19 protein-coding genes are annotated in these 26627 nt (G+C 64.8%); 5 read left to right on the top strand and 14 right to left on the bottom strand.

Going from position 1 to position 26627, the window contains the following annotated elements; all coding sequences use genetic code 11:
• Window positions 1-29 precede the first annotated feature (29 nt).
• Window positions 30-2258, bottom strand: a complete 2229-nt coding sequence (locus ACNAOU_RS08280) for an ATP-binding domain-containing protein (RefSeq protein ID WP_018779123.1) — start codon at window positions 2256-2258, stop codon at window positions 30-32.
• Between the two features lie 122 nt (window positions 2259-2380).
• Complete coding sequence (locus ACNAOU_RS08275; RefSeq protein WP_422758668.1) at window positions 2381-3037, bottom strand: DNA-3-methyladenine glycosylase; 657 nt, start codon at window positions 3035-3037, stop codon at window positions 2381-2383.
• 95 nt (window positions 3038-3132) lie between these two features.
• Between ACNAOU_RS08275 and ACNAOU_RS08270 the strand changes: the two genes are divergently transcribed.
• Window positions 3133-4659 (top strand): DNA-3-methyladenine glycosylase 2 family protein, encoded by a 1527-nt coding sequence (locus ACNAOU_RS08270; protein ID WP_422758406.1) that lies wholly within the window; start codon window positions 3133-3135, stop codon window positions 4657-4659.
• A gap of 242 nt (window positions 4660-4901) precedes the next feature.
• On the opposite strand, the gene ACNAOU_RS08265 is transcribed toward ACNAOU_RS08270, so the two are convergent.
• The 9 genes from ACNAOU_RS08265 to argC all read right to left on the bottom strand — a co-directional run bounded on the left by ACNAOU_RS08265 (window position 4902) and on the right by argC (window position 14508).
• On the bottom strand, window positions 4902-5639 hold the full coding sequence (locus ACNAOU_RS08265; RefSeq protein WP_422758405.1) for a maleylpyruvate isomerase family mycothiol-dependent enzyme: 738 nt from the start codon (window positions 5637-5639) through the stop codon (window positions 4902-4904).
• A gap of 77 nt (window positions 5640-5716) precedes the next feature.
• The gene (gene argH, locus ACNAOU_RS08260) at window positions 5717-7195 is read right to left on the bottom strand and encodes an argininosuccinate lyase (protein WP_039240662.1); all 1479 of its coding nucleotides are present in this window, start codon (window positions 7193-7195) and stop codon (window positions 5717-5719) included.
• Window positions 7192-8397 (bottom strand): argininosuccinate synthase, encoded by a 1206-nt coding sequence (locus ACNAOU_RS08255; RefSeq protein ID WP_422758404.1) that lies wholly within the window; start codon window positions 8395-8397, stop codon window positions 7192-7194. Before ACNAOU_RS08255 ends, argH begins: the two co-directional genes overlap by 4 nt.
• Before the next feature lie 71 nt (window positions 8398-8468).
• Entirely contained in the window at window positions 8469-9005 is a 537-nt protein-coding gene (locus ACNAOU_RS08250) for an arginine repressor (protein ID WP_039240660.1), read from the bottom strand.
• On the bottom strand, window positions 9005-10006 hold the full coding sequence (argF, locus tag ACNAOU_RS08245) for an ornithine carbamoyltransferase (protein ID WP_422758403.1): 1002 nt from the start codon (window positions 10004-10006) through the stop codon (window positions 9005-9007). Before argF ends, ACNAOU_RS08250 begins: the two co-directional genes overlap by 1 nt.
• Entirely contained in the window at window positions 10003-11337 is a 1335-nt protein-coding gene (locus ACNAOU_RS08240; RefSeq protein ID WP_018779115.1) for an acetylornithine transaminase, read from the bottom strand. Before ACNAOU_RS08240 ends, argF begins: the two co-directional genes overlap by 4 nt.
• Window positions 11334-12290 carry an acetylglutamate kinase gene (gene argB / locus ACNAOU_RS08235; RefSeq protein WP_018779114.1) on the bottom strand — a complete coding sequence of 319 codons (957 nt, stop codon included), beginning with the start codon at window positions 12288-12290 and terminating at the stop codon, window positions 11334-11336. The genes ACNAOU_RS08240 and argB overlap by 4 nt, the downstream gene beginning before the upstream one ends.
• Window positions 12291-12301: 11 nt before the next feature.
• Complete coding sequence (gene argJ, locus ACNAOU_RS08230; RefSeq protein ID WP_039240658.1) at window positions 12302-13468, bottom strand: bifunctional glutamate N-acetyltransferase/amino-acid acetyltransferase ArgJ; 1167 nt, start codon at window positions 13466-13468, stop codon at window positions 12302-12304.
• Window positions 13465-14508, bottom strand: coding sequence for an N-acetyl-gamma-glutamyl-phosphate reductase (gene argC / locus ACNAOU_RS08225; protein WP_055977881.1), 1044 nt, complete (start codon window positions 14506-14508; stop codon window positions 13465-13467). Before argC ends, argJ begins: the two co-directional genes overlap by 4 nt.
• Window positions 14509-14676: 168 nt before the next feature.
• On the opposite strand from argC, the gene ACNAOU_RS08220 reads away from it, so the two are divergent.
• The 4 genes from ACNAOU_RS08220 (at window position 14677) to ACNAOU_RS08205 (ending at window position 22277) form a co-directional block, all read left to right on the top strand.
• Window positions 14677-15765: a fatty acid desaturase family protein gene (locus tag ACNAOU_RS08220; RefSeq protein ID WP_422758402.1), complete on the top strand. Its 1089-nt coding sequence runs from the start codon at window positions 14677-14679 to the stop codon at window positions 15763-15765.
• 85 nt (window positions 15766-15850) lie between these two features.
• Window positions 15851-16816 carry a quinone oxidoreductase family protein gene (locus ACNAOU_RS08215; RefSeq protein ID WP_018779110.1) on the top strand — a complete coding sequence of 322 codons (966 nt, stop codon included), beginning with the start codon at window positions 15851-15853 and terminating at the stop codon, window positions 16814-16816.
• Between the two features lie 155 nt (window positions 16817-16971).
• Window positions 16972-20928 carry a Pls/PosA family non-ribosomal peptide synthetase gene (locus tag ACNAOU_RS08210; RefSeq protein WP_422758401.1) on the top strand — a complete coding sequence of 1319 codons (3957 nt, stop codon included), beginning with the start codon at window positions 16972-16974 and terminating at the stop codon, window positions 20926-20928.
• Between the two features lie 11 nt (window positions 20929-20939).
• A complete protein-coding gene (locus ACNAOU_RS08205; RefSeq protein WP_018779108.1) occupies window positions 20940-22277 on the top strand; it encodes a M1 family metallopeptidase in 1338 nt (445 codons plus the stop codon).
• Here ACNAOU_RS08205 and ACNAOU_RS08200 read toward each other — a convergent pair.
• The 3 genes from ACNAOU_RS08200 to pheT form a co-directional block, all read right to left on the bottom strand.
• The gene (locus tag ACNAOU_RS08200; RefSeq protein ID WP_422758400.1) at window positions 22274-22909 is read right to left on the bottom strand and encodes a 4'-phosphopantetheinyl transferase family protein; all 636 of its coding nucleotides are present in this window, start codon (window positions 22907-22909) and stop codon (window positions 22274-22276) included. The two genes, ACNAOU_RS08205 and ACNAOU_RS08200, sit on opposite strands and share 4 nt — an antisense overlap.
• A 130-nt stretch (window positions 22910-23039) precedes the next feature.
• The gene (locus ACNAOU_RS08195) at window positions 23040-23906 is read right to left on the bottom strand and encodes a trypsin-like serine peptidase (protein WP_422758399.1); all 867 of its coding nucleotides are present in this window, start codon (window positions 23904-23906) and stop codon (window positions 23040-23042) included.
• A gap of 176 nt (window positions 23907-24082) precedes the next feature.
• Entirely contained in the window at window positions 24083-26626 is a 2544-nt protein-coding gene (gene pheT, locus ACNAOU_RS08190; protein ID WP_422758398.1) for a phenylalanine--tRNA ligase subunit beta, read from the bottom strand.
• Window position 26627 lies beyond the last annotated feature (1 nt).

Below are 26627 nucleotides of genomic sequence, written 5' to 3'. Positions count from 1 at the left end.
AGTTAGCAGGGTTGCGGGGACGGTTTTGCCTAGCGCTCGATACCGGCCGGCACCGGCGCGGCCGCGATGAGGCGCAGACGCTGCGTGGCCCGGGTCATGGCAACGTAGAGGTCGCCTACCTTGCCGTGCTCGTGGTTGAGCATCGCGGCCGGCTCAAGGACCACAACGCCGTCGAATTCCAGCCCCTTCGCTTCCTTGGGGCTGATGACCACGATGTCCTGTTCGTAGCTGCCTGCCCCGGCACCGATACGGCGCCCGTAGACCTCTTTCAAGGCCGCGGTTGCCTGCGGCAGCAAGGGACCGTCGGCAATGACGGCCAGCAGGCCGCCGTCGATCGCTTCCACTTCCTCCGGCAGGACGTCCACCAGGCGCTGCACAATACCGTCCGGCTCCACGCGGTCAACGATGGGTGACCACTTGCCCTCACGCACCGCCTTCGGGGCTGAGACCACCAGCCCGGCCCGGTTGGCCATGCGGACGGCAGCTTCTGCGATCTGTGACGGCGTGCGGTAGTTGACCGTCAATTCCTCCAGCGTCCAGCGGTCACCGAACGACGGCGCCAATGCGCTCTGCCACGAATTGGCACCGGCTGCGGCACTCGTCTGGGCGATGTCGCCCACGATGGTGAAGGACTTCAACGGGCAGCGGCGCACCAACAGGCGCCACTGCATGGGTGAGAGCTCCTGGGCCTCGTCAACCACGATGTGGCCGAAGGCCCACGACCTGTCGCTCGTGGCGCGCTCGGCAGCGGTCAACCGGCCTTCGCGCTCTTGGTTTTGCTCCGCGAGCTCTTCGGCCGTGACCAGGACGTCGACGCCCATGGCTTCCATGTTGGCCAGGGTCTGCTTGGCATTGGCAAGGTCACGAGCGCGGTCAGCTTCCTGCTGGGCCAATCCCCTGCCGGCTGCCGGATCCAGCTCGCCCAGAAGTTCGGCGGCCTCATCCAGGAGCGGAACGTCTGCTTCGGTCCACGGCGCGTCGACAGGCCGCTGGAGCAAGGAACGCTGTTCGGGTGTCAGGTGCGGCGTGCACGCTTCGAGGATGGCGGGCTTGCTGAAGAGTTCCGAGATGAGCTTCTCCGGCGTCATCGGCATCCAGCACAAGTTCAACGCGATCCGGACGTCCCTGGCAGAGCGAACGTCCTCGGCAAGGTAGGCGCGATCGGCGTTGTTGCCGATGTTCGATTCCTCGACGAGGTCCGTCAGCTGCTCGGTGAGCTCGCGCAGGAGAATCTTGACGAACGTCAGGCGTGCTTCGTTGTGGGGCTTGCCGGTGGCGCGGGCCTTTTCGCGGGCACGGCGCACTTGGCGCACGGTGAGCGTCAGCTTCCGTGAATCGACTTCCAGGATGCGGTCCTCGGCAGGTGTCCGTTGCCGGTTCGCCACAGCGTTGGCCACCACCTTGGCCATGTCGAGCTTGCCCTTGAGGGCAGCGACGTCGGCGTTTTCCTCGGGGATGGCGTTGATGCCGGGCATCAGGCGGCCGAGGCTGGCCATGACCACCCCTGTTTCACCGAGGGACGGGAGCACGCGTTCGATGTAGTGCATGAACGACGACGACGGTCCCACCAGCAGGACGCCGGCGCTCTTGAGCCGGTCGCGGTGCGTGTAGAGCAGGTAGGCCGCGCGGTGCAGGGCAACAGCGGTCTTACCCGTACCGGGACCACCTTGAACAACGAGCGCCCCTGAAATGGAGGAACGGATGATCCTGTCCTGTTCGGACTGGATGGTGCCCACGATGTCCGACATCCGGCCCGTACGCTTCGAATTCAGCGCGGCCAGCAGCGCGCCTTCGCCTTGGAGGGAGTCGTTGTCGGCCAGCATCCCCGCGTCCAGGACGTCATCTTCGATCGCCTTGACGTCGCGTCCCTGAAGGATCAGGTGACGACGGCGGCGCACACCTTGGCGGTCGAACGCGGTCGCCTGATAGAAGTGGCCGGCTTCGGGCGCACGCCAGTCGACCATGAGCCGCTGGAGGTCGGCCGTGGACAGGCCGATGCGACCGATGTACTGCGCCTCTCCGGAATCCAGGTCGAGGCGGCCGAAGACCAAGCGGTCGTCGACGGCGTCGAGCTGGGCAAGGCGGTCCTCGTACAGGGCAGCGAACGCGTCACGCTCTGAGACGTTCTGCATGGTTCCCACCGCGCCTGCCTTGCGCACCTGCGCCAGCTGGGCGCGCTTTTCAGCGCGCAGCTCATCGAGCCGGGCGTAAAGCCCGGCAACGTATTCCTGCTCGTGGACCAAATCAGCGTCGTGCATCGAACCGTAACCCCTATCGCAAAAGACAGACCTACCATTCTACAGCGATTTTGGTAAACGCGTGGGGTACAAGTCATACCTCGGACTGCGTCACAGGAAAGTCGTACTGCCGGAGGGGAAAGTTACCCGGATGCAGGCCTTTTTCTGGGCCGGGCCGCCTTGTACCTGGACACAGTCGGGTCATCCTCGATCCAAAAACGCCACGGGTACTCGGTGGTGCCGCCCGGTCCCGCCACTCCAACGCGGGGACCGCTGGCCACTGCCGCCGCCGGAACTGCAGGCAACCACAAGCTGAAGGGTTCCGCGAGCGCGTCACGGCCGGTGTCCGACGTCGTCAGTCCCAGTGCGGAGGCGAGCCTGGCTGGTCCGCTGGCCAGGTCCTTATGTGCTTTCGAGGCCGGTCTTCGGACGGCGGCGAGGCCTTCGCCGTCGACGATTTCTCCCGCCCGCAGGAGCAAAGCCGAGGGTGAACCGTCGGGTCCGCAAACGATGTTGGCGCAATAGTGCATGCCATAGGTGAAGTAGACGTAGAGAAATCCCGGCGGTCCAAACATGGGCGCGTTCCGGGCCGTGGGGCCGCCGAAGGTGTGCGAACCGGGGTCGGGGTGTTCGGAATCCTTGGGACCCATATAGGCCTCGACTTCCGTCAGGCGGACGGAAACCGGGCCCGCTTCCGAGTTGTGGGTCAGTACAGCGCCAAGGATCAGCGGGGCGATCACACGGGGGTCGCCCTCAAGGAAGCTACGCACTTCCGCCGGGTCGCTGACACCATTCTCCATGGACGAACTCATGACCAGACCCTAGCAACAACCCCCGTAACGGACATGTCCGATTTCCGCTAGCACCGACCCGGGGCGGCTGGCAGGATGAAGCCATGGACTTCTGGCAGCGCTACCGGGCAATCGACGCCCGCGACACCCGGTTCGACGGTCAATTCTTCACAGCCGTCAGGTCCACCGGCATCTATTGCCGGCCATCCTGTCCCGCCCGGACACCCAAGGCCGAGAACGTCACGTTCTATGAAACATCGGCGGCAGCGCACGAGGCCGGCTACCGGGCCTGCAAGCGATGCCTGCCCGAAGCGGTTCCCGGGACGCCCGCGTGGAACCTCCGTTCCGATATCGCCGGCCGCGCCATGCGATTGATCAACGACGGTGTCATAACCCGCGAAGGCGTCGATGGCCTGGCGCACCGTTTGGGGTACTCAGCCCGCCATCTCAACCGCATCCTCAGCCATGAACTGGGCGCGAGCCCGCTCTCCCTTGCACGGGCAAGCAGAGCGCAGACGGCCAGGACCCTGTTGGTCTCTACGGACATGCTTCTGGCAGATGTCGCATTCGCTTCCGGGTTCAACAGCGTGCGCCAATTCAACGACACCATCGGTGAAGTGTTCGCCATGACCCCGACGGCGTTGCGCGCCACCGGGGCGAAGACCGGCCTGCGCCGTGGTGCCGGGGTTTCGGAGGCCACGCCCTCGGCGCTGACACTGAACCTGCCCTACAGGGAACCGTTCGACCCCGGAATCTTCGACTTCCTGGCAGTACGCGCAGTTCCCGGCATCGAGTCTGCGGACACCTCGGCCGACGGAACCCGGAGCTACGCACGCACCCTGCGCCTGCCTCGAGGCAACGCATCCTTCTCTGTCTCCTTCAACCCTGAATCCCGTGGAAAGCCCCTGCAATTGACGGTCAACGCCCTGGATCTCCACGACCTCCCCGCACTGTTGAGCCGGGTCCGGAGACTGTTCGACCTCGACGCCGATCCGCAGGCGATCGATGACGCCCTTGCCAAAGACCCCCGGCTGTCCGGCAGAATCCCGGCCATTCCCGGTATCCGGGTTCCCGGCGCGGTGGATCCCCAGGAACTACTGATCCGGGCGATGATCGGCCAACAGATCACCGTCGCCGCCGCCCGTACGGCCCTCACGCAGTTGTCGGACGCCGGCTCCCCCGCCGGTGTGGGCGGACCGGATTTGGATCGACTGTTTCCGACGGCGGCAGAACTCGCCGAGCACGGCCGGGCCCTGCTCCGGGGACCCCGGCGTCGCATCGACTCCATCGTGTCAGCTGCGGAGGCCATGGCTACCGGGACACTTGATTTCGACTACGGCGACGACGTCGAAAGCCTTGGACGCAAGCTGCTCCCCTTGCCCGGGGTGGGGCCGTGGACCGTGGGATACGTCGCGATGCGCGTGCTCGGCGCTCCGGACATTCTGCTGGCCAACGATGCTGCGGTCCGGAACGGCTTGAAGGTCCTTCCGTCAGGGGCGGGACTCAGTGCCGACTTCCGGGAAGTCAGCCCTTGGCGCTCCTACGCCACCATGCATTTGTGGCGGGCAGCGGCAAAGCCCGTTGCGGTCCATCCCTCCCGCACGGCAGCCGGCGTCGGCACCCACGCCTAGTGCCGGCGTCGCGCTGTTGAGTCGACTGGGCGTGAGCAAGCGTCCGCACCAAACACACGGAACGTGAGGAAGCGACCGGACCAAACACGCGGAACGTGAGGAAGCGACCGGCCCAAACACGCGGAACGTGAGGAAGCGACCGCACCAAACACACGGAACGTGAGCAAGCGACCGCACCAAACACACGGAACGTGAGGAAGCGACCGCACCAAACACGCGGAACGTGAAGAAGCGTCGGTGGACTACCGGGCAGCGGGTTGGGCGGCCGGCCAGGGCAGAAGTTCGGGCAGTTCGACGCCGTCGGCGGCCGCAGTTGCCCGGAGGCTGCCGAGGCTCGGTTCGCGACCCGCCAACCAGGCTGCGATGTCCGTCAGCATGCCGGTGATCGCAATCGACGTGCCACCGCTGCCGATGCTCAGCTGCGGAAGGCCGGTAGGCTGCAGGACCAGCTTGTATCTCCCGGGCACGCGCGCGGCCAGGAAACCCACGAGGTGTTCGCAGAACGGGCGGCTCCAGGTCTCCGGTCCGAATCCGAGACGCAGGTCCGCGGCATGGATGGTGAGTTCGCGCCACAGCGCCAGGCCGCCGTCGAGGACTGTTCCGTCCCGATAGGCAATCCGGGCTTGCCAGTCGTCAGGACCCAAGGCGTCGAATGCGGCGAGGGCGGAAGCCAGCGCAGCGGTGACGGACTCCGTGTGCTGCGCAAGGCTGTGACCGGCGGCCAGTTCAATCGCTTTCGTGCGTCCCTCCATGCCGCCGTCGTACAGTTCGATGGTTTCTCCACGGCGTGCATATTCGAGCTGGCGTGCCATCGCGTCGGCAATGCCCCTGACATGGGCAAGGACGTGTCCACGGGTCCAACCGGGAAGTTCCGAGGGTTCGGCTACGGACACGTCGTCCATTTTGGCAAGGAGTCGGGTGACGGTGCCGGCGGCTTTGTGAAGCTCTGCGGGCAGCGTCTCTGGGGTGATCCGGGTCATATCGCCATGCTAACGCAGAGTTAAACGAAGAGCGGGACGGCGCCTTCAGGCACCGTCCCGCTCCCGGCGGACGAGGGTTACAACGCGTAGGAGCGCGCTGCGTCCAGTTCAGCTTCCAAAGCAGCCAGTTGGCGTTCGACGGCGGCCGGTGCGGTTCCGCCTTGCGAGTTGCGGCTGTTGAGGGAACCTTCGGTGCTCAGCACAGAGCGGACCTCGGGCGTCAGGTGCTCCGAAATCGCTGCGTACTCTTCGTCCGTGAGATCCCACAGTTCCACGCCCCGGCCTTCGGCCTGCTTCACCGCTGCCCCGGAGAGCTCGTGCGCCTCGCGGAACGGAACGCCCTGGCGGACCAGCCATTCGGCGATATCGGTCGCCAGCGCAAAGCCCTGGGGTGCCAGTGATTCCATCCGCTCGGTGTTGAACGTGAGCGTGGCGATCATGCCGGACACGGCCGGGAGCAAGAGCTCCAGGGTGTCCGCGGCGTCGAAGACCGGCTCCTTGTCTTCCTGCAGATCGCGGTTGTACGCGAGCGGCAGGCCCTTGAGCGTCGCGAGGAGGCCGGTCAGGTTGCCGATGAGGCGTCCCGCCTTGCCGCGCGCGAGCTCGGCAACATCCGGGTTCTTCTTCTGCGGCATGATCGAGGACCCCGTGGAGTACGAGTCATGCAGCGTGACGAAGGAGAACTCCTTGGTGGCCCAGAAAATGACTTCCTCGGAAATCCGGGACAGGTCAACGCCAATCATGGAGCAAACCCAGGCGAACTCGGCAAAGACATCACGTGAAGCCGTGCCGTCGATCGAGTTGTGCACGGCCGAGAAGAAACCGAGGTCCGCGGCAACAGCTTCAGGATCCAGCCCAAGGGACGAACCAGCCAAGGCACCGGAACCATATGGCGAAACACCGGCGCGCTTGTCCCAGTCCTGGAGCCGCTGCACATCGCGCAGCAAAGCCCAGGCATGGGCCAGCAGGTGGTGGCTCAGGAGAACCGGCTGGGCATGCTGCAAGTGGGTACGGCCAGGCATGGCGACACCATGGTGTGCCTTTGCCTGCTCAACGAGGGCATCGATGGTGGCAAGGACGCCCTGGGCGATGATCCGGGCGTGGTCCCGCAGGAACATGCGGCCAAGGGTGGCCACTTGGTCGTTGCGTGAACGGCCGGCGCGGAGCTTGCCGCCCAACTGGGTCCCGGCACGCTCAATCAGTCCGCGTTCCAGTGACCCGTGCACGTCCTCGTCGCTCTCGGCCGGGAGATAGGCGCCGCTCGCGACGTCTTCGTCCAACTGCGTGAGGGCTGCGAGCATGCCTTCGAGCTCGGCGTCGTCCAACAGTCCGGCCTTGGCCAGCACGCGGGCGTGGGCCTTGGAACCGGCGATGTCGTAACGGGCAAGCCGCCAATCAAAGTGGGTGGACTTGCTCAGTGCGGCCAGCGCATCCGCGGGGCCGCCGGCGAACCGGCCGCCCCACAGTGCACCTTCATTTGTCCCTGAACGCTCCCCTACCTCGCTACGCTCGGCCGCCGGGGACCCCTGCGTCCCGGGGCCCTGCTGCGGCGTCACTCGCCTGCGACGCGGAGGTCGCGGCCGGAGGCTACCTTCGAGGACATGCCCCACAGCTCGATGAAGCCGCGTGCCATGGACTGGTCGAAGGTGTCGCCGGTGTCGTAGGTGGCGAGGTCGAAGTCGTAAAGCGAGGTCTCGGAGCGACGTCCGTTGACGACTGCCTGGCCGCCGTGCAGGACCATGCGGATGTCACCGGAGACGTACTTCTGGGTGTCCTCGATGAAGGCGTCCAAGGAGCGCTTGAGCGGGGAGAACCACTGTCCGTCGTACACGAGTTCTGCCCAGCGCTGGCCAACGGTGGCCTTGAAGCGGGCCTGCTCGCGCTCGATGGTGATGTCCTCGAGGTGCTTGTGCGCGGTGATCAGCGCCATGGCACCCGGGGCTTCGTAGATTTCGCGGGACTTGATGCCCACAAGGCGGTCCTCGACGACGTCGATGCGGCCAACGCCCTGCGCGCCCGCACGGCGGTTGAGTTCCTGGATGGCCTGCAGCGGGGTGACCATGACGCCGTCGATGGCTACCGGCACGCCGGCCTGGAAGGAAATGGTGACCTCGTCCGGTGCCGGCGGGAATTCCGGGGTGGCGGTGTAGTCGTAGATGTCCTTGGTGGGAGCGTTCCAGATGTCCTCGAGGTAACCGGTTTCGACGGCGCGTCCCCAGACGTTCTGGTCGATCGAGTACGGGTTCTTCTTGGTGGTCTCGATCGGCAGGCCCTTTTCCTCAGCGAAGGCGATGGCCTTGTCGCGGGTCAGTGCGAGGTCGCGGACGGGTGCGATGCACTTCAGGTCCGGGCCGAGGGTCTGGATGCCGACTTCGAAGCGGACCTGGTCGTTGCCCTTGCCGGTGCAGCCGTGGGCAACGGTGGTGGCGCCGAATTCGCGGGCAGCCTTCACCAGGTGCTTCACGATGACCGGACGGGAGATCGCCGAAACCAGCGGGTAGTGGCCCTGGTAGAGCGCGTTGGCCTTCAGCGTCGGCATGGCGTACTCGTTGGCGAACTCGTCGCGGGCGTCCGCGACGTAGGCCTCGACGGCGCCGCAGCCGAGGGCGCGCTGGCGGATGGTCTCCAGGGACTCGCCACCCTGTCCGACGTCAACGGCCACGGCGATGACCTCGGCACCGGTGGCTTCACCGATCCAGCCGATGGCTACGGACGTATCAAGGCCACCGGAGTAGGCCAGAACAATGCGCTCAGTCACGAGAGTGCTCCTTTGTTGTTGCTTGGTTCATTCGAATCAAATGCTGTGTGAATCAGTGCTGTGTAAAGCAGTTAGTTGCCGGGGCCGGCTTCCTCGGCCATCCGCAGGAATCTGGCCGCAAGCTCTGCCCCGCCATCGGGATCCCGTGCGACCAGCAGCAAAGTATCGTCGCCTGCGATCGTACCCAATACCGACGGCATCACGGAGTGGTCAACGGCCAGTGCCAGGAAGTTCGCTGCCCCCGGCGGGGTGCGGAGCACCACGATGTTGCCCGATGCCTCGGCGGTTACCAGGAGTTCGCCGCAGAGCCGGGTCAGCCGCGCGTCGAGAATTTCCTGGGTGACCCCGCTCTTGGCGTTGCGGTCGCCGCCCTCCCCTGGCACGGCGTAGACCAATGCTCCATCCTTGCCGCGGACGCGCACCGCGCCCAGTTCCACGAGGTCGCGGGACAGTGTGGCCTGGGTGACCTGCACGCCGTCGTCCGCGAGCAGGGCTGCAAGCTCTGCTTGGGAGCGCACGGACTCACCCGTCAGGATCGCAGTGATGCGGGCCTGCCGGGCGGTCTTGGTGGCCGGGCTTGCGCCCGGCACGGACGGGTTGGCGGACACTAGAACGTGCTCTCCCCAGTGCCTTCGACGGGAGAGAGATCCTCAACGAACGCAAGCCCGGAGCGGTGCATCAGCCAGGCCATGAGGGCCTTCTGGGCGTGGAGCCGGTTCTCTGCCTCATCCCAGACGATGGACTGCGGTCCGTCAATGACGCCGGCCGAAATCTCGTAACCGCGGTATGCCGGGAGGCAGTGGAGGACGACGGCGTCCGGCGCGGCCTGCGCCATGGCAGCCTCGTCCACGGAGTAGTCGCGGAACAGTTGCAGGCGTGCTTCCTTCTCCGCTTCCTGGCCCATGGACACCCAGGTGTCCGTTGCCACGACATCTGCACCTTTGAGGGCTTCCGCGGCATCGCTGGTGATCAGGACGGAACCACCGGTTTCAGCGGCGCGTTCTTCCGCGGCCGCCACGATTTCCGGTGCCGGGAGGTAGCCTTCGGGACCGGAGATGCGGACGTGCATTCCCGCGGTAACTCCCGCCAGCAGGTAGGAGTTGGCCATGTTGTTCGCAGCATCGCCCAAGTAGGCCATGGTCAATCCCGCGAGCTCCCCCTTGTGTTCCTTGACGGCCAAGAGGTCGGCAAGGAGCTGGCACGGGTGGTAGTCGTCGCACAGGGCGTTGATGACGGGGACCTTGGAGTTTTCCGCCATGGCCACCAGGCCCGAGTGGGCTCCGGTGCGCCACACAATGGTGGAGACCATGCGCTCCAGGACCTTCGCGGTGTCCTCCACGGATTCCTTGTGACCGATCTGCGCTTCACCGGGATTGATGATCAAGGCGTTGCCACCCATGTCGGCGATGCCCGTGGCGAAGGAGACACGTGTCCGGGTGGACGTCTTGTCGAAGATCACCGCGACCGTCTTCCGGCCGTTGCCTTCCCCGGCGAAGGGCTGCACGCTGTACGGCGCGGCCTTCATCCGGGCTGCGAGTTCCAGAACCTCGGCCTGCTCAGCCGGGCTCAGGTCGGTGTCTTTGAGGAAGTGACGGGTGGAAATGCTCACTTGTTGTCCTTGGAAGTCGTGGCCTTGGCCGTGGAGATCAATGCCGGCAGGGCGGTCAGGAACCGGTCTGCCTGTTCGATGGTCAGGATCAGCGGGGGCGCCAGGCGGATGGTCCGCGGGCCGGGGCTGTTGATAATGAATCCGGCATCCAGGGCCGCTGTCACCATGGCCGGTGCTACGTCGGCGTCCACGTCAAAGCCGATGAGAAGGCCTTCTCCGCGGACTTCGGTCACAGCCTCATGTGCGGCGAGGCCGTCGCGCAGGTGCGCTCCAACAGCGAGCACATTCTGCAGGACACCCTGGCTTTCGATCGCGTGAAGCGTGGCAAGCGCGGCGGCGGTGGCCACGGGGTTTCCGCCGAAAGTGGTGCCGTGCTGCCCGGCGGTGAGCAGAGCCGACGTCGTACTGCCGAACGTGACCAGAGCTCCTACGGGGAAGCCGCCACCGAGTCCCTTGGCGAGGGTCACGGCGTCGGGCACGATGCCCGCGTCTTCGCTTGCCAACCATTTGCCGGTGCGGCCGATGCCTGTTTGGACTTCGTCCAGGATCAGCAGCGCGCCCGCGGCGCTGGTGGCCTCACGGGCAGCCCGCAGGTATTCGGTACTGAGGGGCCGGACGCCCGCTTCGCCCTGGATCGGTTCCAGGAATACGGCCGCGGTGGAATCGTCGACGGCGGCGCGCAAGGCGTCGATGTCGTTGAACGGAATGTGGACCACGCCACCGGGCAGTGGCTCGAAGGGCGCACGGTAGGCCTCTTTGGCAGTGAGCGCCAAAGCACCCATGGTGCGGCCGTGGAAGGCGCCTTCAAGGGCAATGATCTTGGTGCGCTTGCCGTCGGCGTTGTTCCGCCGCGCGAGCTTGAAGGCCGCCTCGTTCGCTTCCGTGCCGGAGTTCGCGAAGAACACCTTGGACCCGGCCGGTGCCTTGCTCAGGGACAGCAGCTTCTCGGCAAGGGCAATCTGGGTGGGGCTGGTGAAGAAGTTGGAGACATGGCCCAGCGTGGCCAACTGGCTGGAAATCACCGAGGTGACGAACGGGTGGGCGTGGCCCAGCGCGTTCACGGCGATACCGCCCAGGAGGTCCAGGTATTCCTTGCCGTCGGCGTCCCACACAAGGCAGCCGGCGCCACGGACAAGAACCCGCTGCGGGGTCCCGAAGACACCCATGAGCGACGACGAGTACCGGGCAAGCCAGTCCGCGCCATTACTCACTCCAGTAATGACGGAAGCTTTGGCGTCCGATCCGGCGATGGACCCCCGGGTGTGGTCGGGCACCGCGAAGCGGGCGGGGGGTCCATCGCCGGTCGGGCTGAGGCCAACAGTTTCGCTCATGCGTTCACTTCCTCGTCGGGGACAACTTGGGTGCCGATGCCCGCCGTCGTGAAGGTTTCCAGCAGCATCGAGTGTGGCAGGCGGCCGTCGACGATGTGTGCGCGTTCCACGCCTTCGTCGATGGCCTTCAGGCACGCGGCCATCTTCGGGATCATTCCGGACTCGAGGCGGGGCAGCATTTCACGGAGTTCGGAGGCCGTCAGGGAGGAGATCAGCGAGGACTTGTCCGGCCAGTTGGCGTAGAGGCCTTCGACGTCGGTGAGGATGACCAGCTTGGTGGCGCCCAAGGCTGACGCTACCGCGGCTGCGGCGGTGTCCGCGTTGACGTTGAGGACCTGGCCTGTGGTCTGGAAACCGTTGCCTTCCTCAGTGATCTCGGGGGCGACCGTAGAAATCACGGGGATGCGGCCGGCGTCGAGGATGTCTGTGATACCAGCGGGGTCCACGCCGACGACTTCGCCTACCAGGCCGAGGTCTACTTCCTCGCCGTCCACCACGGTGCCGGTCCGGACGGCGCGCAGCAGGCCACCGTCTTCGCCGGACATGCCCACCGCGTACGGGCCGTGGGAGTTGATGAGGCCAACGAGTTCGCGTCCTACCTGGCCCGTGAGGACCATGCGAACAACGTCCATGGCTTCGGGGGTGGTGACGCGCAGGCCGCCTTTGAACTCGGACTCGATGCCGAGCCGGCCCAGCATTGAGTTGATCTGGGGACCTCCGCCGTGGACCACCACCGGGTGGATACCTACGTGGTGGAGGAACACGATGTCCTCGGCGAAGGCACGCCGAAGGTCATCGTTGACCATGGCGTTTCCGCCGTACTTGATCACCATGGTGGTGCCGGCGAAACGCTGGATCCAAGGCAGTGCCTCGATCAGCGTGCCGGCCTTGTCCTGTGCTGATTCGGCCGAGACGTAGCCCGGTGCAGTCTTCTCGCGGGTGTGCGCAGTCATCGTCATTCCGCTCAGCTCGAGTAGGCGCTGTTCTCGTGCACGTAGTCGTGCGTGAGGTCGTTGGTCCAAATAGTCGCTTCGGCGTCGCCGGCCTGGAGATCAATTTCCACGAGCACTTCGCGCGGTTCGAGGTCCACCAGGTTCCGGTCATCACCGATCGCACCGTTGCGGCAGATCTGGATGCCGTTCATGGCGACGTTGAGCTGGTCCGCTTCGAACACAGCGTCGGTGGTTCCTACGGCGGACAGCACGCGTCCCCAGTTGGGGTCTTTGCCGAAGATGGCCGCTTTGAAGAGGTTGGAGCGGGCCACGGAGCGGCTGACGGTTTCAGCGTCACGTTCGCTGGCGGCATTGAAGGTGCGGATGGCGATGTCGTGGCTGGCACCTTCGGCGTCGCCGATCAGCTTGCGGGCAAGCTCAGCACAGACGGCGGTTACCGCTTCGCTGAGTTGCTCTGCCGACGGCAGGGCCTCGGAAGCACCTGAAGCGAGCAGCACCACGGTGTCGTTCGTGGACATGCAGCCATCCGAGTCTGCACGGTCGAACGTGACGCGCGTGGCGTCCCGGAGCACTACGTCGAGCTCGTTCGCAGGTACTTCAGCGTCGGTGGTAAGGACCACCAGCATGGTGGCCAGGCCTGGAGCCAGCATCCCCGCACCCTTGGCGATACCGCCGACGGTGAACGGCTTGCCTTCTGCATCCTTACCCGCGAAGACAGCTTCCTTGGAGACGCTGTCCGTGGTCATGATGGCGGTTGCCGCGGCTGCGCCACCGTCCTCGGAGAGCTCCTTGGCGGCGGCTTCGACACCCGGGATGATCTTGTCCATGGGCAGCTGCTCGCCGATCAGCCCGGTGGAGCACACCACGACGTCGGAAGCTGAGATTCCCAGCACCGCCGCCACTTTCTCAGCGGTTGCGTGGGTGTTCTGGAAGCCCTGCGGGCCGGTGCAGGCGTTGGCGCCGCCGGAGTTCAGCACTACGGCGTCCACGCGGCCATCGCTGACAACTTGGCGGGACCAGTGAACAGGGGCAGCTGCCACCCGGTTGGAGGTGAAAACCGCGGCGGCCGCCTTGGACGGACCATCGTTGACGACGAGTGCCAGATCCGGCTTGCCTGAGGCCTTGATGCCGGCTGTGATGCCGGCGGCCCGGAATCCCTTGGGTGCGGTAATGGTCACGGTGCAACTCCCTGCAGGTTCAGGCCGGCTGTTTCGTCCAGGCCGAGGGCAATGTTCATGGACTGCACGGCTCCGCCGGCTGTCCCCTTGGTGAGGTTGTCGATGGCGCAGGTGACGATGACACGGCCGGTGTGCTGGTCGAACGCCAGCTGCATGACGGCGTGGTTGGAACCCTGCACCGACTTGGTGGTTGGCCACTGGCCCTCGGGCAGCAGGTGCACGAACGGTTCGTCGTCGTAGGCATCCGCCCACGCCTGGCGAAGCTCGGCTTCAGTGACACTGCGACCATCCTGCAGCCGCACTTTCGCTGTAGCAGTGGTGAGGATGCCGCGGCTCATCGGAGCGAGCGTAGGGGTGAACGACACTGTCACGGATTCCCCTGCCGCATTGGACAGTCCCTGTTCGATCTCAGGCGTGTGGCGATGACCGCCACCCACGCCGTAGGGGCTCATGGAACCCATGACCTCCGAGCCGATCAGGTTGACCTTGGCCGCTTTGCCGGCACCCGAGGTGCCTGAGGCGGAAACAATCACGACGTCGTCCGGCTGGAGGAGATTGTTGGCGAACCCTGGCGTCAAGGCCAGCAGGGCCGACGTCGGATAGCAGCCAGGCACGGCGATCCTGGTTGCGCCCTTGAGAACCTCGCGCTGGCCCGGCAGTTCGGGCAGGCCGTACGGCCAGGTGCCCGCATGTTCGGAGCCGTAAAACTTCTCCCACGCTGAGGCGTCCTGCAAGCGGTGGTCCGCGCCGGCGTCGATGACTACAGTGCCTTCCGGCAACTGTGCCGCGATCCCGGCAGAGGTGCCGTGCGGCAGGGCCAGGAACACAACGTCATGGCCGGAGAGGTTCTCCACCGTGGTGTCTTCCAGTATCCGGCTGGCCAAACCGTGGAGATGTGGCTGCAACTCCCCTAGTCTGGAACCGGCGTTGCTGTGTGCGGTAATGGCACCGATGGTGACGTTCGGATGGCCCGCAAGCAAGCGCAGCACTTCTCCCCCGGCGTAGCCGCTGGCACCGGAGACGGCAACAGAAATAGTCATAACTCCACTATACAGCAAGAATATTCATGCTGTCCGATATTTATGCATGCCCAATGTGAGCTGTCACATTTGTTAGGACATTGCGCGTATGCTTAGTGGAGGGTGATCCAGACCGTGCAGTCCGAACGTCGGCTGCAGCGTTGCCCGTTAGCGATACGGGGCACATATATGGCACCCACGTCCACCGCTGAGCGCCCCAAAGCACGCGCAATTCAGCCAAATCCCGTCGTTCAGAGCTACTCAGAGCTCCTCAAGACCGTCAAGTCCGCAGGGCTCCTTGAGCGCCGCAGCGGCTTCTATATCTGGGTTTTCGTAGCCCTGATACTGCTCATGGCCGGCACTTGGCTCGGCTTCGCCCTCTTGGGCGAGTCCTGGTACCAACTCCTCATCGCCGCCGCAGTCGGTATTCTCTGCACGCAGCTCAGCTTCCTGGCCCATGAGGCCGGACATAAGCAGATCTTCGCTTCACGCCGCGCCAACGATTGGTCAGCCCGTCTCCTGGCCACAGGCATTGCCGGCATCAGCTACTCCTGGTGGGAACAGAAACACGGCGCCCACCACAACCACCCCAACGTCATTTCCAAGGACCCCGACATCCGGAACAACGCCTTGGTCTTCTACGAGGATGCAGCAGCAGAACGCAAGGGCCGCCTGGCGTTCCTCACGAAGAAGCAGGGGTGGTTCTTCTTCCCCCTCCTGACGTTGCTTGGCCTGAGCCTTCAGTTCGACTCGCTTCGTTTCGTGCTCGGCAAGCAGAACGTACATCACCGCTGGGTAGAGGCACCCATCCTGCTGGCAAGGCTCACGGCCCTTCCCGTACTGGCTTTCACCTTCCTGCCCATCGGGATGGCTTTTGCCTTCCTCGGTGTCCAGATCATGGTCTACGGCTTCTACATGGGAGCTTCGTTTGCGCCGAACCACAAGGGCATGCCCGTCCTCCCCAAGGACAGCCGCGTGGACTTCCTCAACCGTCAGATCCTGACCTCGCGCAACATCTCCGGCGGCATCTTCATGGACTTCCTCCTGGGCGGACTCAACCGGCAGGTGGAGCACCACTTGTTCCCGGACATGGCCCGCCCCCACTTGTACAAGGCCACAAAGATCGTCCGCGAATTCTGCGCCAAGCATTCGATCTCCTACACCGAAACCACGCTGATGCAGTCCTACGGCATCGTGGTCCGGTACCTGAACGAAGTCGGCCTGGCAGCGGGCCGCGGATTCGATTGCCCCGTGGCATCGACGCACGGACGCTTCTAGGCGTTCGACACGGGAGGCCCCAACCTCCCTAGGATGGGTTCTGGAACCGGGCACCGGAAGGTCCGCCCCGGAGTAAGGAGCCACCATGACGCACGCAATCGTTGCACAGCAGCCCGGAGGACCGGAGGTCCTCGAGTTCGCTTCCGTCGAAGTACCGGCACCGGGCCCCGGGCAGCTGCTGATCAAAGTCGCAGCTGCCGGGGTCAACTTCATCGAGACCTACCAGCGCAATGGCACCTACAAGGTGGACTACCCCTTCACCCCCGGCGCTGAAGCAGCAGGCGTCGTGGAGGCGGTAGGCGAGGGCGTTGAAGAGTTTGCCATCGGCGACCGCATTGCCACGGCCGAAGGAACCAGGACCTACGCGGAGTACGCCCTGGTGGACGCCGCCAGGGCGCTCCCGGTTCCTGCCGGCGTCGATGACCACACCGCCGCCGCCCTGCCGCTGCAGGGAATAACGGCCCACTACCTGATGAACTCCTCTTTCCGGGTTGAGCCCGGCCACACGGTGCTTCTGCACGCCGGAGCCGGCGGAGTAGGCCTGCTGTTGACCCAACTGTTGAAGGCCCGCGGGGCCCGGGTCATCACCACCGTGTCCTCCGACGAGAAGGCCGATCTGTCCACTCTCGCCGGGGCTGATGACGTCCTTCGCTATGAGGGCTTCGCCGACAAGGTCCGTGAACTCACCGACGGAGAGGGCGTCAATGTCGTCTACGACGGCGTTGGCAAGGACACCTTCGATGACTCTCTGAGAAGCCTGCGGATCCGGGGGGCCATGGTGCTGTTCGGCGCAGCCTCGGGACCGGTGCCGCCGTTTGATCCACAGCGGTTGAACGCGGCAGGCTCGTTGACACTCACCAGGCCCACCATGGCGCACTTTGTACAGAATGCCCAGGAACGCCGGTGGCGCTCGGCCGAAATTTTCGACGCCGCAGCCAACGGCACTCTTGCTGTCAGGGTCGGCGCCACGTACCCCCTGGCCGAAGCGGCCCAGGCCCACAGGGACCTGGAGGGACGCCGGACCACCGGCAAGGTCCTGCTGGTCCCGTGACGGCCGGCTTGACCTGTGACGACCGGCTTGTCCCGTAGGGGCAGCGCCCGGCCCCAAACTCCCGGTGACGTTCCGGCGAACATCGCAGCAACGGACTGTGACGGGCAAGAAGCCACCGACATCTTTTGTTCACCTTCCTGCGAAAAGCTGACCCCGTGAGCACAGAACATTCCGTGGGGGCCGGGCAGACGCCTGCCCTGACCACGTACCGCCCCCAGCTGCCGGGCGGCACCGCAGCACCTGCCGAACGTACCCTCGTGGACATCCTGGAGGCCACCGCGGCTTCCTTTCCGGAGTCCTCAGCACTGGACGACGGCCACAAGTCACTTAGCTACACCGAACTTCTCGCCGCCGTCAGCTCTTTTGCCCGGACCCTGAACACAGCGGGTCTGGGCCCTGGTGCGAAAATCGGTGTCCGCATCCCTTCCGGAACCAATGAGCTCTACGTGGCTATCCTCGGCATCCTGATGGCCGGGGCCGCCTACGTGCCCGTCGACGCCGACGATCCCGAGGAACGGGCACGCTTGGTGTTCGGGGAGGCCAAAGTGGCGGCAGTCATCGGTGCGGGGCTGGACGTCCGGCTTTCCGATGCTTCGCGCGCACCTCTCTCCAATCCGGCAAGACCTGGGCTGGACGATGATTCCTGGATTATCTTCACTTCGGGATCCACCGGCACTCCCAAGGGTGTGGCCGTCAAGCACCGTTCGTCCGCCGCCTTCGTGGACGCCGAAGCCAGGCTCTTCCTCCAGGCCGAACTCATCGGCCCCCAGGACCGGGTGCTTGCCGGCCTCTCGGTGGCCTTCGACGCCTCCTGCGAAGAGATGTGGCTGGCCTGGCGCCATGGAGCGTGTCTGGTGCCTGCGCCCCGCGCTCTGGTCCGCACCGGAATGGACCTCGGTCCCTGGCTGATCAACCACGGCATCACCGTGGTGTCCACAGTGCCGACGCTCGCCGCCCTGTGGCCGGCCGAGGCACTGGAAAACGTGCGTCTTCTCATTTTCGGTGGCGAAGCCTGCCCTCCGGAGCTCGCCGAGCGGCTCGCTGTGGACGGTCGCGAAGTCTGGAACACCTACGGCCCCACGGAAGCCACCGTCGTAGCGTGCGCCGCTCCCTTGGGCGGACCCGGCCCCGTGCGGATCGGGCTTCCGCTGGACGGGTGGGACCTCGCCGTCGTCGATTCCAGTGGCGTTCCGGTCGCCGAAGGTGACATCGGCGAACTCATCATCGGCGGCGTCGGCCTTGCGCGCTACCTCGATCCCGCCAAGGACGCCGAGAAGTACGCACCCATGCCCACGCTGGGCTGGGACCGGGCTTACCGTTCGGGTGACTTGGTGCGGTTCGAAGCCGAGGGCCTGATCTTCATGGGCCGGGCCGATGAACAGGTCAAACTCGGCGGGCGCAGGATTGAAATGGGCGAGGTGGATGCAGCGCTGCAGTCCTTGCCCGGCGTCGCCGGTGCGGCTGCTGCCGTGCAGACGACCGCCGCCGGCAACCAGATCCTGGTGGGCTATCTGGCTCCCGTTGACGGTTACGAGCTGAGCATGGACGAAGCCCGCAGGTTGCTTGGCGAAAGCCTTCCGGCTGCGTTGATCCCCTTGCTGACCGTGGTGGATTCGTTACCCACCAAGACCAGCGGCAAGGTGGATCGCCACGCGCTCCCCTGGCCGCTGGCCGGCGCCGGCGCTACGGAGGCGAGCAACGCCCCGTTGAACCTGCCCGATGACGCCCGCTGGGTGGTGGAGCAATGGGAAGCGGTCCTCGGCAGTCCCGTGAGTTCGCTCGACGCCGATTTCTTCGCCTACGGTGGCGGGTCCCTGGCAGCGGCCCAGCTCGTCTCCGCCCTTCGCGTCAGGTACCCCACCATTACCGTCGCCGATATTTACGCGACACCGCGCGTTGGCGCACTGATCGACGCCGCCCGCCAGTCACTTCCCGACGGCGGCGCTCCGGGTCCCGCTGCCGAGCGAACCGTCCGCCCCACCGCCTTGAAGTCGCAGATCTTCCAAGTCCTGATGGGCGTTCCGTTGCACATCCTGGTGGGAATGCGTTGGCTGACCTATCTCATGGCTGCCAACAAGTTGCTGGCTGACTTCGCCGGTTTTTCTGCCGCTCCGGTCGTTTCCTGGTGGTGGATCGGCTTGTCCTGGCTGATCTTCGTCAGCCCACTGGGACGCATGGCCATCTCCGTGGTGGCGGCACGATTGCTGCTTGGAAGGGTCGAGCCCGGTACCTACCCCAGGTCCGGCAAGACCCACTTGCGGCTGTGGCTGGCCGAACAGATCCAGGACCTGTCCGGCGCCATCGGGCTGGCAAGCGCCCCGTTCGTTCCCTACTATGCGCGTGCCCTCGGGGCCAAAATCGGCCGGGACGTGCACCTTCACTCGCTTCCGCCCGTCACCGGCCTCCTGTCACTGGGCAGCGGAGCGAACATTGAGCCCGAGGTGGACCTGTCCGGTTGGTGGGTGGATGGCGATTCGGTCCACATTGGCCAGGTCCATGTAGGTGCGGGCGCCGTTGTGGGTTCCCGCAGCACGCTCATGCCTGGAGCCAGCATCGGCGCCGGGGCCCACGTAGAGCCTGGCTCCGCAGTTTTCGGCAAGGTCAAGGCCGGCCATCTGGTGGCGGGGTCACCGGCGGAACGGCGCGGCAAGGCCAAACACGATTGGCCCGAAGCGATGATCCGTCGTTCGGCGGTCGACCGGCTGTGGCTCCTTGCTTTTGCTGGCGCGTCGGCCCTGCTCGCCCTGATCCCCTACATCTCTGCCTTCGCCGGTGCCATGGTCATCCTCGCCTTCATCCAAGGACACGATTCCTTGGAAACCGCGCTCCCCGGGATCGCCCTGTCCGCACCGTTGGCAGCGCTGGTGTGGTTCCTCGGTAACCTCCTTCTGATTCTTTTGATGGCCAGGCTCCTGGGCGTGGGACTCAAAGAGGGGCATTACCGCGTCCGCAGCCGCATCGGCTGGCAGGTGTGGGCAACTGAACGCCTCCTGGACATGGCACGGGACCTTCTCTTCCCCATCTACGCCAGCCTGTTCACTCCTGTCTGGTTGCGCTTGCTGGGAGCCAAAGTGGGCAAGAACGTGGAAGCCTCGACGGTGCTGCTGGTCCCCAGGATGACCACCATAGGCGACGGCGCGTTCCTCGCCGACGACACCATGGTGGCTTCCTACGAACTCGGTGGCGGCTGGATGAAGATTGCCCCGGCCAAGATCGGGAAACGCTCCTTCCTCGGCAACTCGGGCATGACTGCTGCCGGACGCAATGTGCCCAAGAATTCCCTCGTCGCGGTATTGTCAGCCACCCCGGCCAAAGCGAAGTCTGGAACATCGTGGCTGGGCAGCCCGCCTGTGAGGTTGCGCCGCACCGCCGTCGACGCTGACCAGAGCCGCACCTTCAAGCCGCCGTTCAAACTCAAACTGGCACGGGCGTTGTGGGAACTGTGCCGGCTGGTGCCCGTCATCCTCACTGTTTCCATCGCCGTGGCCGTCATGGTGTTCCTGGACTGGATCGCGCGCGGATGGGGCTACTGGATTGCCGCCCTGCTGTGCGGCATCGTGATGCTGGCCGCTGGAGCGGTGGCAGCACTCAGCTCCATTGTTGCCAAATGGGTTCTGGTGGGAACCATCCGGGCCGGCGAACACCCCCTGTGGAGTTCGTTCATTTGGCGCAACGAGGTGGTGGACACCTTCATCGAAATGGTCAGCGCGCCGTGGTTTGCCAGGTCGGCGGCGGGCACTCCGGCCCTGGTGTGGTGGCTCCGCGGCCTCGGCGCGAAGATTGGCCGCGGCACGTGGTGCGAAAGCTATTGGCTGCCCGAAGCCGACCTCGTAACCTTGGGCGAGAACTCCACCGTCAACCGGGGTTGCGTCGTCCAAACGCACCTGTTCCATGATCGCGTCATGAGCCTGGACACCGTGACACTGGGCAACGGGGCTACGATGGGGCCGCACGGCGTCATCCTCCCCGCGGCCAGTATCGGTGACGGCGGGACTGTTGGTCCGGCGTCGTTGGTCATGCGCGGCGAAACCGTCCCCGCAGGGACGTACTGGATGGGTAACCCGGTGAGCCCGTGGGTGGGTCCGTCAGCACAAGCTCCCCGTCTCAAGTAGATTGGGAGCTAATGACCGCACCCATCAGCACCCCCAGTCCCGACCCCTACACCCTGGACCACGGAAGCACCCGCTACCGGGTGGACCGATACGAGCTGGAGCTCGATGTCAGGCTGGGCAGCAACAAGCTGATGGGCAGAGCGGTCCTGAAGTGCACAGCTTTGGAAGCAAGCACACAGATTGTCCTGGACCTGGTGGGCTTGCGGGCGTCGAAGGTGCATATGGACGGCAAGAAGGTGCAGAAATTCAGCCACCGTGCCGAGCACCTGGTCCTCAATCCGGCCTCGGCCCTCAAAACCGGGCAGCAGTTTTCCCTGGAGATCCGCTATGACGGCAATCCGCAACCACGGCGCGGGTTGTGGGGCGACGTGGGTTGGGAAGAACTGAACGACGGCGTACTGGTGGCCGGCCAGCCCAACGGCGCGGCCTCATGGTTCCCCTGCAATGACCACCCCCGATACAAGTCCAGCTTCCTGATTTCCGTGACCACTGACGAGAACTACCGCCCGGTGTGCAACGGCAGGCTCGTGTCCCATTCCCGCAAATCCAGCCGGGAAACGTGGGTCTACGAGCAGGTTGAGCCGATGGCGACCTACCTGGCCACCGTTCAAATAGGCCGTTACGCCAAAGTGCCGCTGCAGTTGGACGGCGCACACCACCGGGTCCCCCAGTACGTTGCCGTGACTCCTGAAATGACCGGGGACGCCCTTCAGGGCCTGCGTCGCCAACCGGACATGATGCGGACATTCGAGGACTGCTTCGGCCCGTACCCGTTCGCGGACTACACCTCGGTGGTCACTGAAGACGAGCTGGAAATTCCGTTGGAAGCCCAGACGGTCTCCATTTTCGGTCGAAACCACATGAAGGATGCCTGGGATTCCCAGCGGCTGATCGCCCACGAGCTCTCCCACCAATGGTTTGGGAATTCGCTGACGGTCAGCAACTGGAAGGACATTTGGCTTCATGAGGGATTTGCCTGCTACGCCGAATGGTTGTGGTCCGAGGAATCCGGCACCATGACTGTTGCGGCGCGGGCATCGGCTGCATGGAAGAGGCTCGATGCCGGGCCGCAGGACCTGCTGGTGGGCGACCCCGGCCCGGAGCTGATGTTCGATGACCGTGTCTACAAGCGCGGGGCGCTGGCCGTCCACGCTCTGCGGATGGCTGCCGGGGATGAAGCGTTCTTTGGCTTCCTGCAGGAGTGGACCGCCGCGAACCGGCACGGGTCAGTATCCACGGAATCGTTCATTGCAGCTGCAGACGCCTTCATTCCGGGGATCGGTGCTGCTGGAATTCTCCGGCCCTGGCTGTACGAAGCCGCGCTTCCGCCGCTGCCTGCAGCACGTTAGCCCAGGGCCAGGGCGGCCACCAGTCCGTCAGGTAGTTGCATGTGGGTGATGTCGTGCAGACCGGGCAGGCCCAGCACATCCAGTTCCGCAGGGTTATGCCTCAGGCCCTCGCCTGTCACCTTCAACCATGCCTCTTTGCGCGCCCAGAGTCGGGCCCGCAGCGTGGCTTGGTCCTGTTCCGGGAAGGACGCCAGGAAACGCTTCTCGCTTTCGGTCAGGGCCACGTCATCGAATCCGTCGAAGCCAACCCCCTCTATCGCTTCCAGATCCACTCCCAGCCGGGAGCCATCTGTTGGATGCACGACGCCGGCCAGCAGCACCCAGCCCGACGCGCGGGATGCGCTCAGCAGCAGAGGCGCCGGACCGCCGTCGAGAAGGAAGCCGGGGCGACCGTGATCCTGGCCGGGACCGCATTGCGGGCAATGATAATCAGGCCCGAGGTGTACGGGATCGACGTCGAGAAGCGAGGCGGCAAAATTCAGCAGGGCCAGCCGGCCAGCGACGAATTCTTCACGGTCCTTGGGGTTGGCGAAATGGAGCGCACGTTGCTGAGCGGGTTTGCCGAGTCGTGTGAAGCACTCGGCAGCTGGAACTTCGTCGAGCCTGCGCAACTCAAGTACAGGCTCGTCCATCACGACCCCCTTTCGCGGCTTTGTCCCCAGCAAACTGTAGCGTGGTGGTGATGTTTACCGGGCAAACAACAGTGTTCCCCGCAGCCAGGATTGCTGCGGGGAACACTGTTGCTGAGTTAACCCACCGGCGCTACTTCACCGAGTTCAGGTAGCTCGCCAGGGTGGGCGTGATGCGCGTTCCTGAGTTCGAGCTGCCTCCGTTGGTGTGGATGGCCACGATGGTGTTGGAGCTGTTGTAGACGGGTGCGCCACTCTGGCCGCCGTAGGTGTCCATCTTGTAAAAGACCTTCTCGGCCTGGGTGCTGTCAATGGAACCGGTCATGGACCACATGGTGCCGAAGGCCTTGTCACCGGGATAGCCCCGGACCGTCGCGGTGGTTCCGTTCAGGCTGGTGGTCGTTCCGGTGTAGTTCAGCCAGCCGGTGGTGTTGCCGATGGTGCAGTCGAGCTTGATGACTCCCCAGTCGGCATTGGTGTTGGCTGAATCAATCCAGCGCTGATCCGTCAGGAGCTGGGTAGCCCCACAGGTACCGTAAGGATCAGTTGATCCGTTCCGGCCGGGAGCCACTTTCACACCCCAGGAGTAATCCGCTGTGGAACCCGTGCCACCTTCGTGCACGCAGTGGCCCGCGGTCAGCACGGTGTCATCCGAAATGAGGGCGCCGGAACAGATGTAGCCTCCGTTGAATTCGATCTGCACGATCGAGCGGTTGGGCGCGGCCGTGGTGTTCGTGATCCGTAGCCTGCCATCAGCGCCGATGACTGAGTCCGTGGAAGCGCCGCCACCCTTGGAGGGCATCGCCAGCGTGTACTTGTCGGCCAGCGGAGATGCCGCGGACCCTGACGTCTGCGTCTTGTCCACCGTGTGCGACACAGGCTGCACCCCGGAAATGGCGGCCTGCGGCGTCGGCTCTGACGCTACCGCAGCTCCACCAAGCGAGGACGTCAAAGCCACAACTGCAGCCCCGACAAGCACAGCAATGTTCTGCTTCTTCATGGGTACCTTTCAAAGGACGGCTCCCGTGGAACCGTTCGAGGGATGTGATACACATGCTTCACATGTGTATGACAAAACTGTCATACACATGTGAACAGCCTGTCAAGATGTTGGGAGTTGAATCTCGTTAAATAGAAAACCCCGGGACAGCAGTCCCGGGGTTTTCTTGATTCGAGTTAGCGCTGGACAGCTCCAAAGCGGTCGGCGGCTACGGCCACGGCAGCAGCGCGGGCCTCCGAAGCCTCATCCGCCGTCAGGGTGCGGTCGTTTGCGCGGAACCGCAGGCCGAAGGCGAGCGACTTCTTACCGTCATCGATGCCCGGGCCCACGTAGACGTCGAACAACGAGACGTCCTCAAGGAGCTCACCTGCACCCTCACGGAGTGCGGACAGGACCTGATCGGCCGGCACGTCCAGGGGAACTACCAGGGCAACGTCCTGCGTCGCCACCGGGAACCCGGAGATGTGCTTGGCGACAATCACGTCGGCGGCAGCTTCGAACAAGGCATCGACATCCACCTCAACCGCTACTGAACGCGCAGGCATGTCGTGCGCAGCAAGGAGCTTGGGGTGGAGTTCCCCTGCGTATCCAACCACGTCGCCGTTGCGCAGTGCGAGCTGCGCCGCGCGCCCGGGATGGAATGCCTGGTGGCTGCCTTGGCTGACAACCAGTTCAACGCCCAAAACGTCAGCGATCAGCCGGGCCACGTCCAGGGCGTCGGCCCAGTCCCAGGCACGAGGCTTGTGCGTGGCGGCAGCCGGAGAATCATGACCGGTCAGGACCGCGGCGATGTGCAGCGGCTGGTCGGGGACGCCGTCGTACAGTGCATCCAGCACCTCATCGGAGGGCTTGACACCCAACGGCGGGATGGACTCCGTTCCGAGCTTGTCACCCGGCAGGAAGACCGAGCCGGCCTCGTAGAGTGCAAGATCGCGGAAACCGCGCGAGTGGTTGCGGCGTGCCACCTCAATCAGGCCCGGCAGGATGGACGTGCGGAGATACCCCTGTTCCTCGCTGATCGGGTTGGCGAGCTTCAACGCCGGACGGGCAGCGCCTTCCTCCGCCACTCCGAAGGTGTCGTTGGCTGCCTTCGTGACGAAGGGGTAGGACAGCACCTCGGTCAGCCCGGCATCGGCCAGGGCCTGCACGACGCGGCGCTTCTGCTGCTGCGTGCGGCTCAATCCGCGTCCCGGAGGAGCCACCGGCAAGGTGGCCGGGATGTTGTCGTAGCCCACAAGACGGGCGATTTCCTCGGAGAGGTCGTCCTTGGTTTCGAGGTCGTTGCGCCAGCTTGGTGCAGTCACGCGGTAACCGGAGGAGGTCTTCTCCACCACGGCCCCCAGGTCCTCAAGGGAGGTGGTGATCTGATCTTCGGTGAAGTCGATGCCGATACGCGCGGAAGCATAACCAGCAGGCAGCTCAATCACGACGGCGTCAGGCGCCGTTCCGACGTCGGTACCGGTCTCGTCCGCGGTACCTCCGGCGAGTTCCACCAGGAGGTCCACCACGCGCTGGGCAGCGACGTTGGCGACATGCCAGTCCACACCGCGTTCGAAGCGCTTGGACGCCTCGGACGGCAGCTTGTGGCGGCGGCGTGAGCGGGCAATGGATACTTCGTCGAAGTGCGCGGCTTCCACAAGGATATTCGTGGTGGAATCGGAAACCTCGGTGTAGGCGCCACCCATCACGCCTGCGATGCCGATCGCACCCGAATCATCCGTGATCAGCAGGTCCTCGGCGTCGAGTGTGCGCCCCTTGTCATCGAGCGTGGTGATCTTCTCCCCCGCGACCGCGCGGCGGACAACGATGTCGCCCGAAAGCTTGTCGAGGTCGTAGCAGTGGTTCGGCTGGCCAAGCTCCAACATGACGTAGTTGGAAATATCCACGGGCAACGAGATGGAACGTACACCGGCCAGGCGGAGGCGTGAGGACATCCACGGCGGGGTGGGGCGGGAGGCATCCACGCCCCGGACCGTGCGCGCAACGAAACGATCGCAGCCCGGCTTGCCGTAAATGGGAGCATCGTCGTTGAGCTTGACTCCGTAGCCACCCTGCAGGGAAGCAGGGGCGTTGACCTTGGACGCCGGATCCACGAACGAAGTTCCCGTGGCGTGGGCGTACTCGCGGGCAACCCCACGGATGGAGAATGCGTAGCCGCGGTCCGGAGTGACATTGATTTCGGCTGCCTGGTCGTACAGACCCAGCAGCTCCATGGCGTCAGTGCCGATCTCGGGGTCGAGGCCGATGCGGGAGAGGACCAAAATGCCATCGTGGTCATCGCCGATGCCCAGCTCTCGCACGGATGCGATCATGCCGGCAGACAGGTGGCCATAGGTCTTGCGGGCCGAGATCTGGAAGTTTCCGGGCAGTACGGCTCCGGGCAAGGTAACAACAACCTTGTCGCCCTCAACAAAGTTGTGGGCGCCGCAGATGATGCCCTGCACGCCGGAGGGATCGATGCCCTTGCCGGTGAGGGTCTGCTCCTGGCCCTCTGGGACAACCCGGACCTGGCACCAGTTGATGGTCTTGCCGTTGGTCTGCGGTTCCTTGACCAGGCTCAGGACCTGCCCAACAACCACAGGGCCCTTCAGCTCATCGGTGGGACGGTGGACATCTTCTTCTTCAAAGCCGACCTTGACCAGGTCAGCCATGACATCTTCGGCCGTAGCTTCGGCCGGAACCTGCGCGAACTCACGCAACCAGGAAAGTGGGATACGCACT

Origin of the sequence: Paenarthrobacter sp. C1 (assembly GCF_049315185.1) — a bacterium.
In the GTDB taxonomy this organism is placed as follows: domain Bacteria; phylum Actinomycetota; class Actinomycetes; order Actinomycetales; family Micrococcaceae; genus Arthrobacter; species Arthrobacter nicotinovorans.
This window is presented reverse-complemented; position numbering and strand designations above follow the sequence as displayed.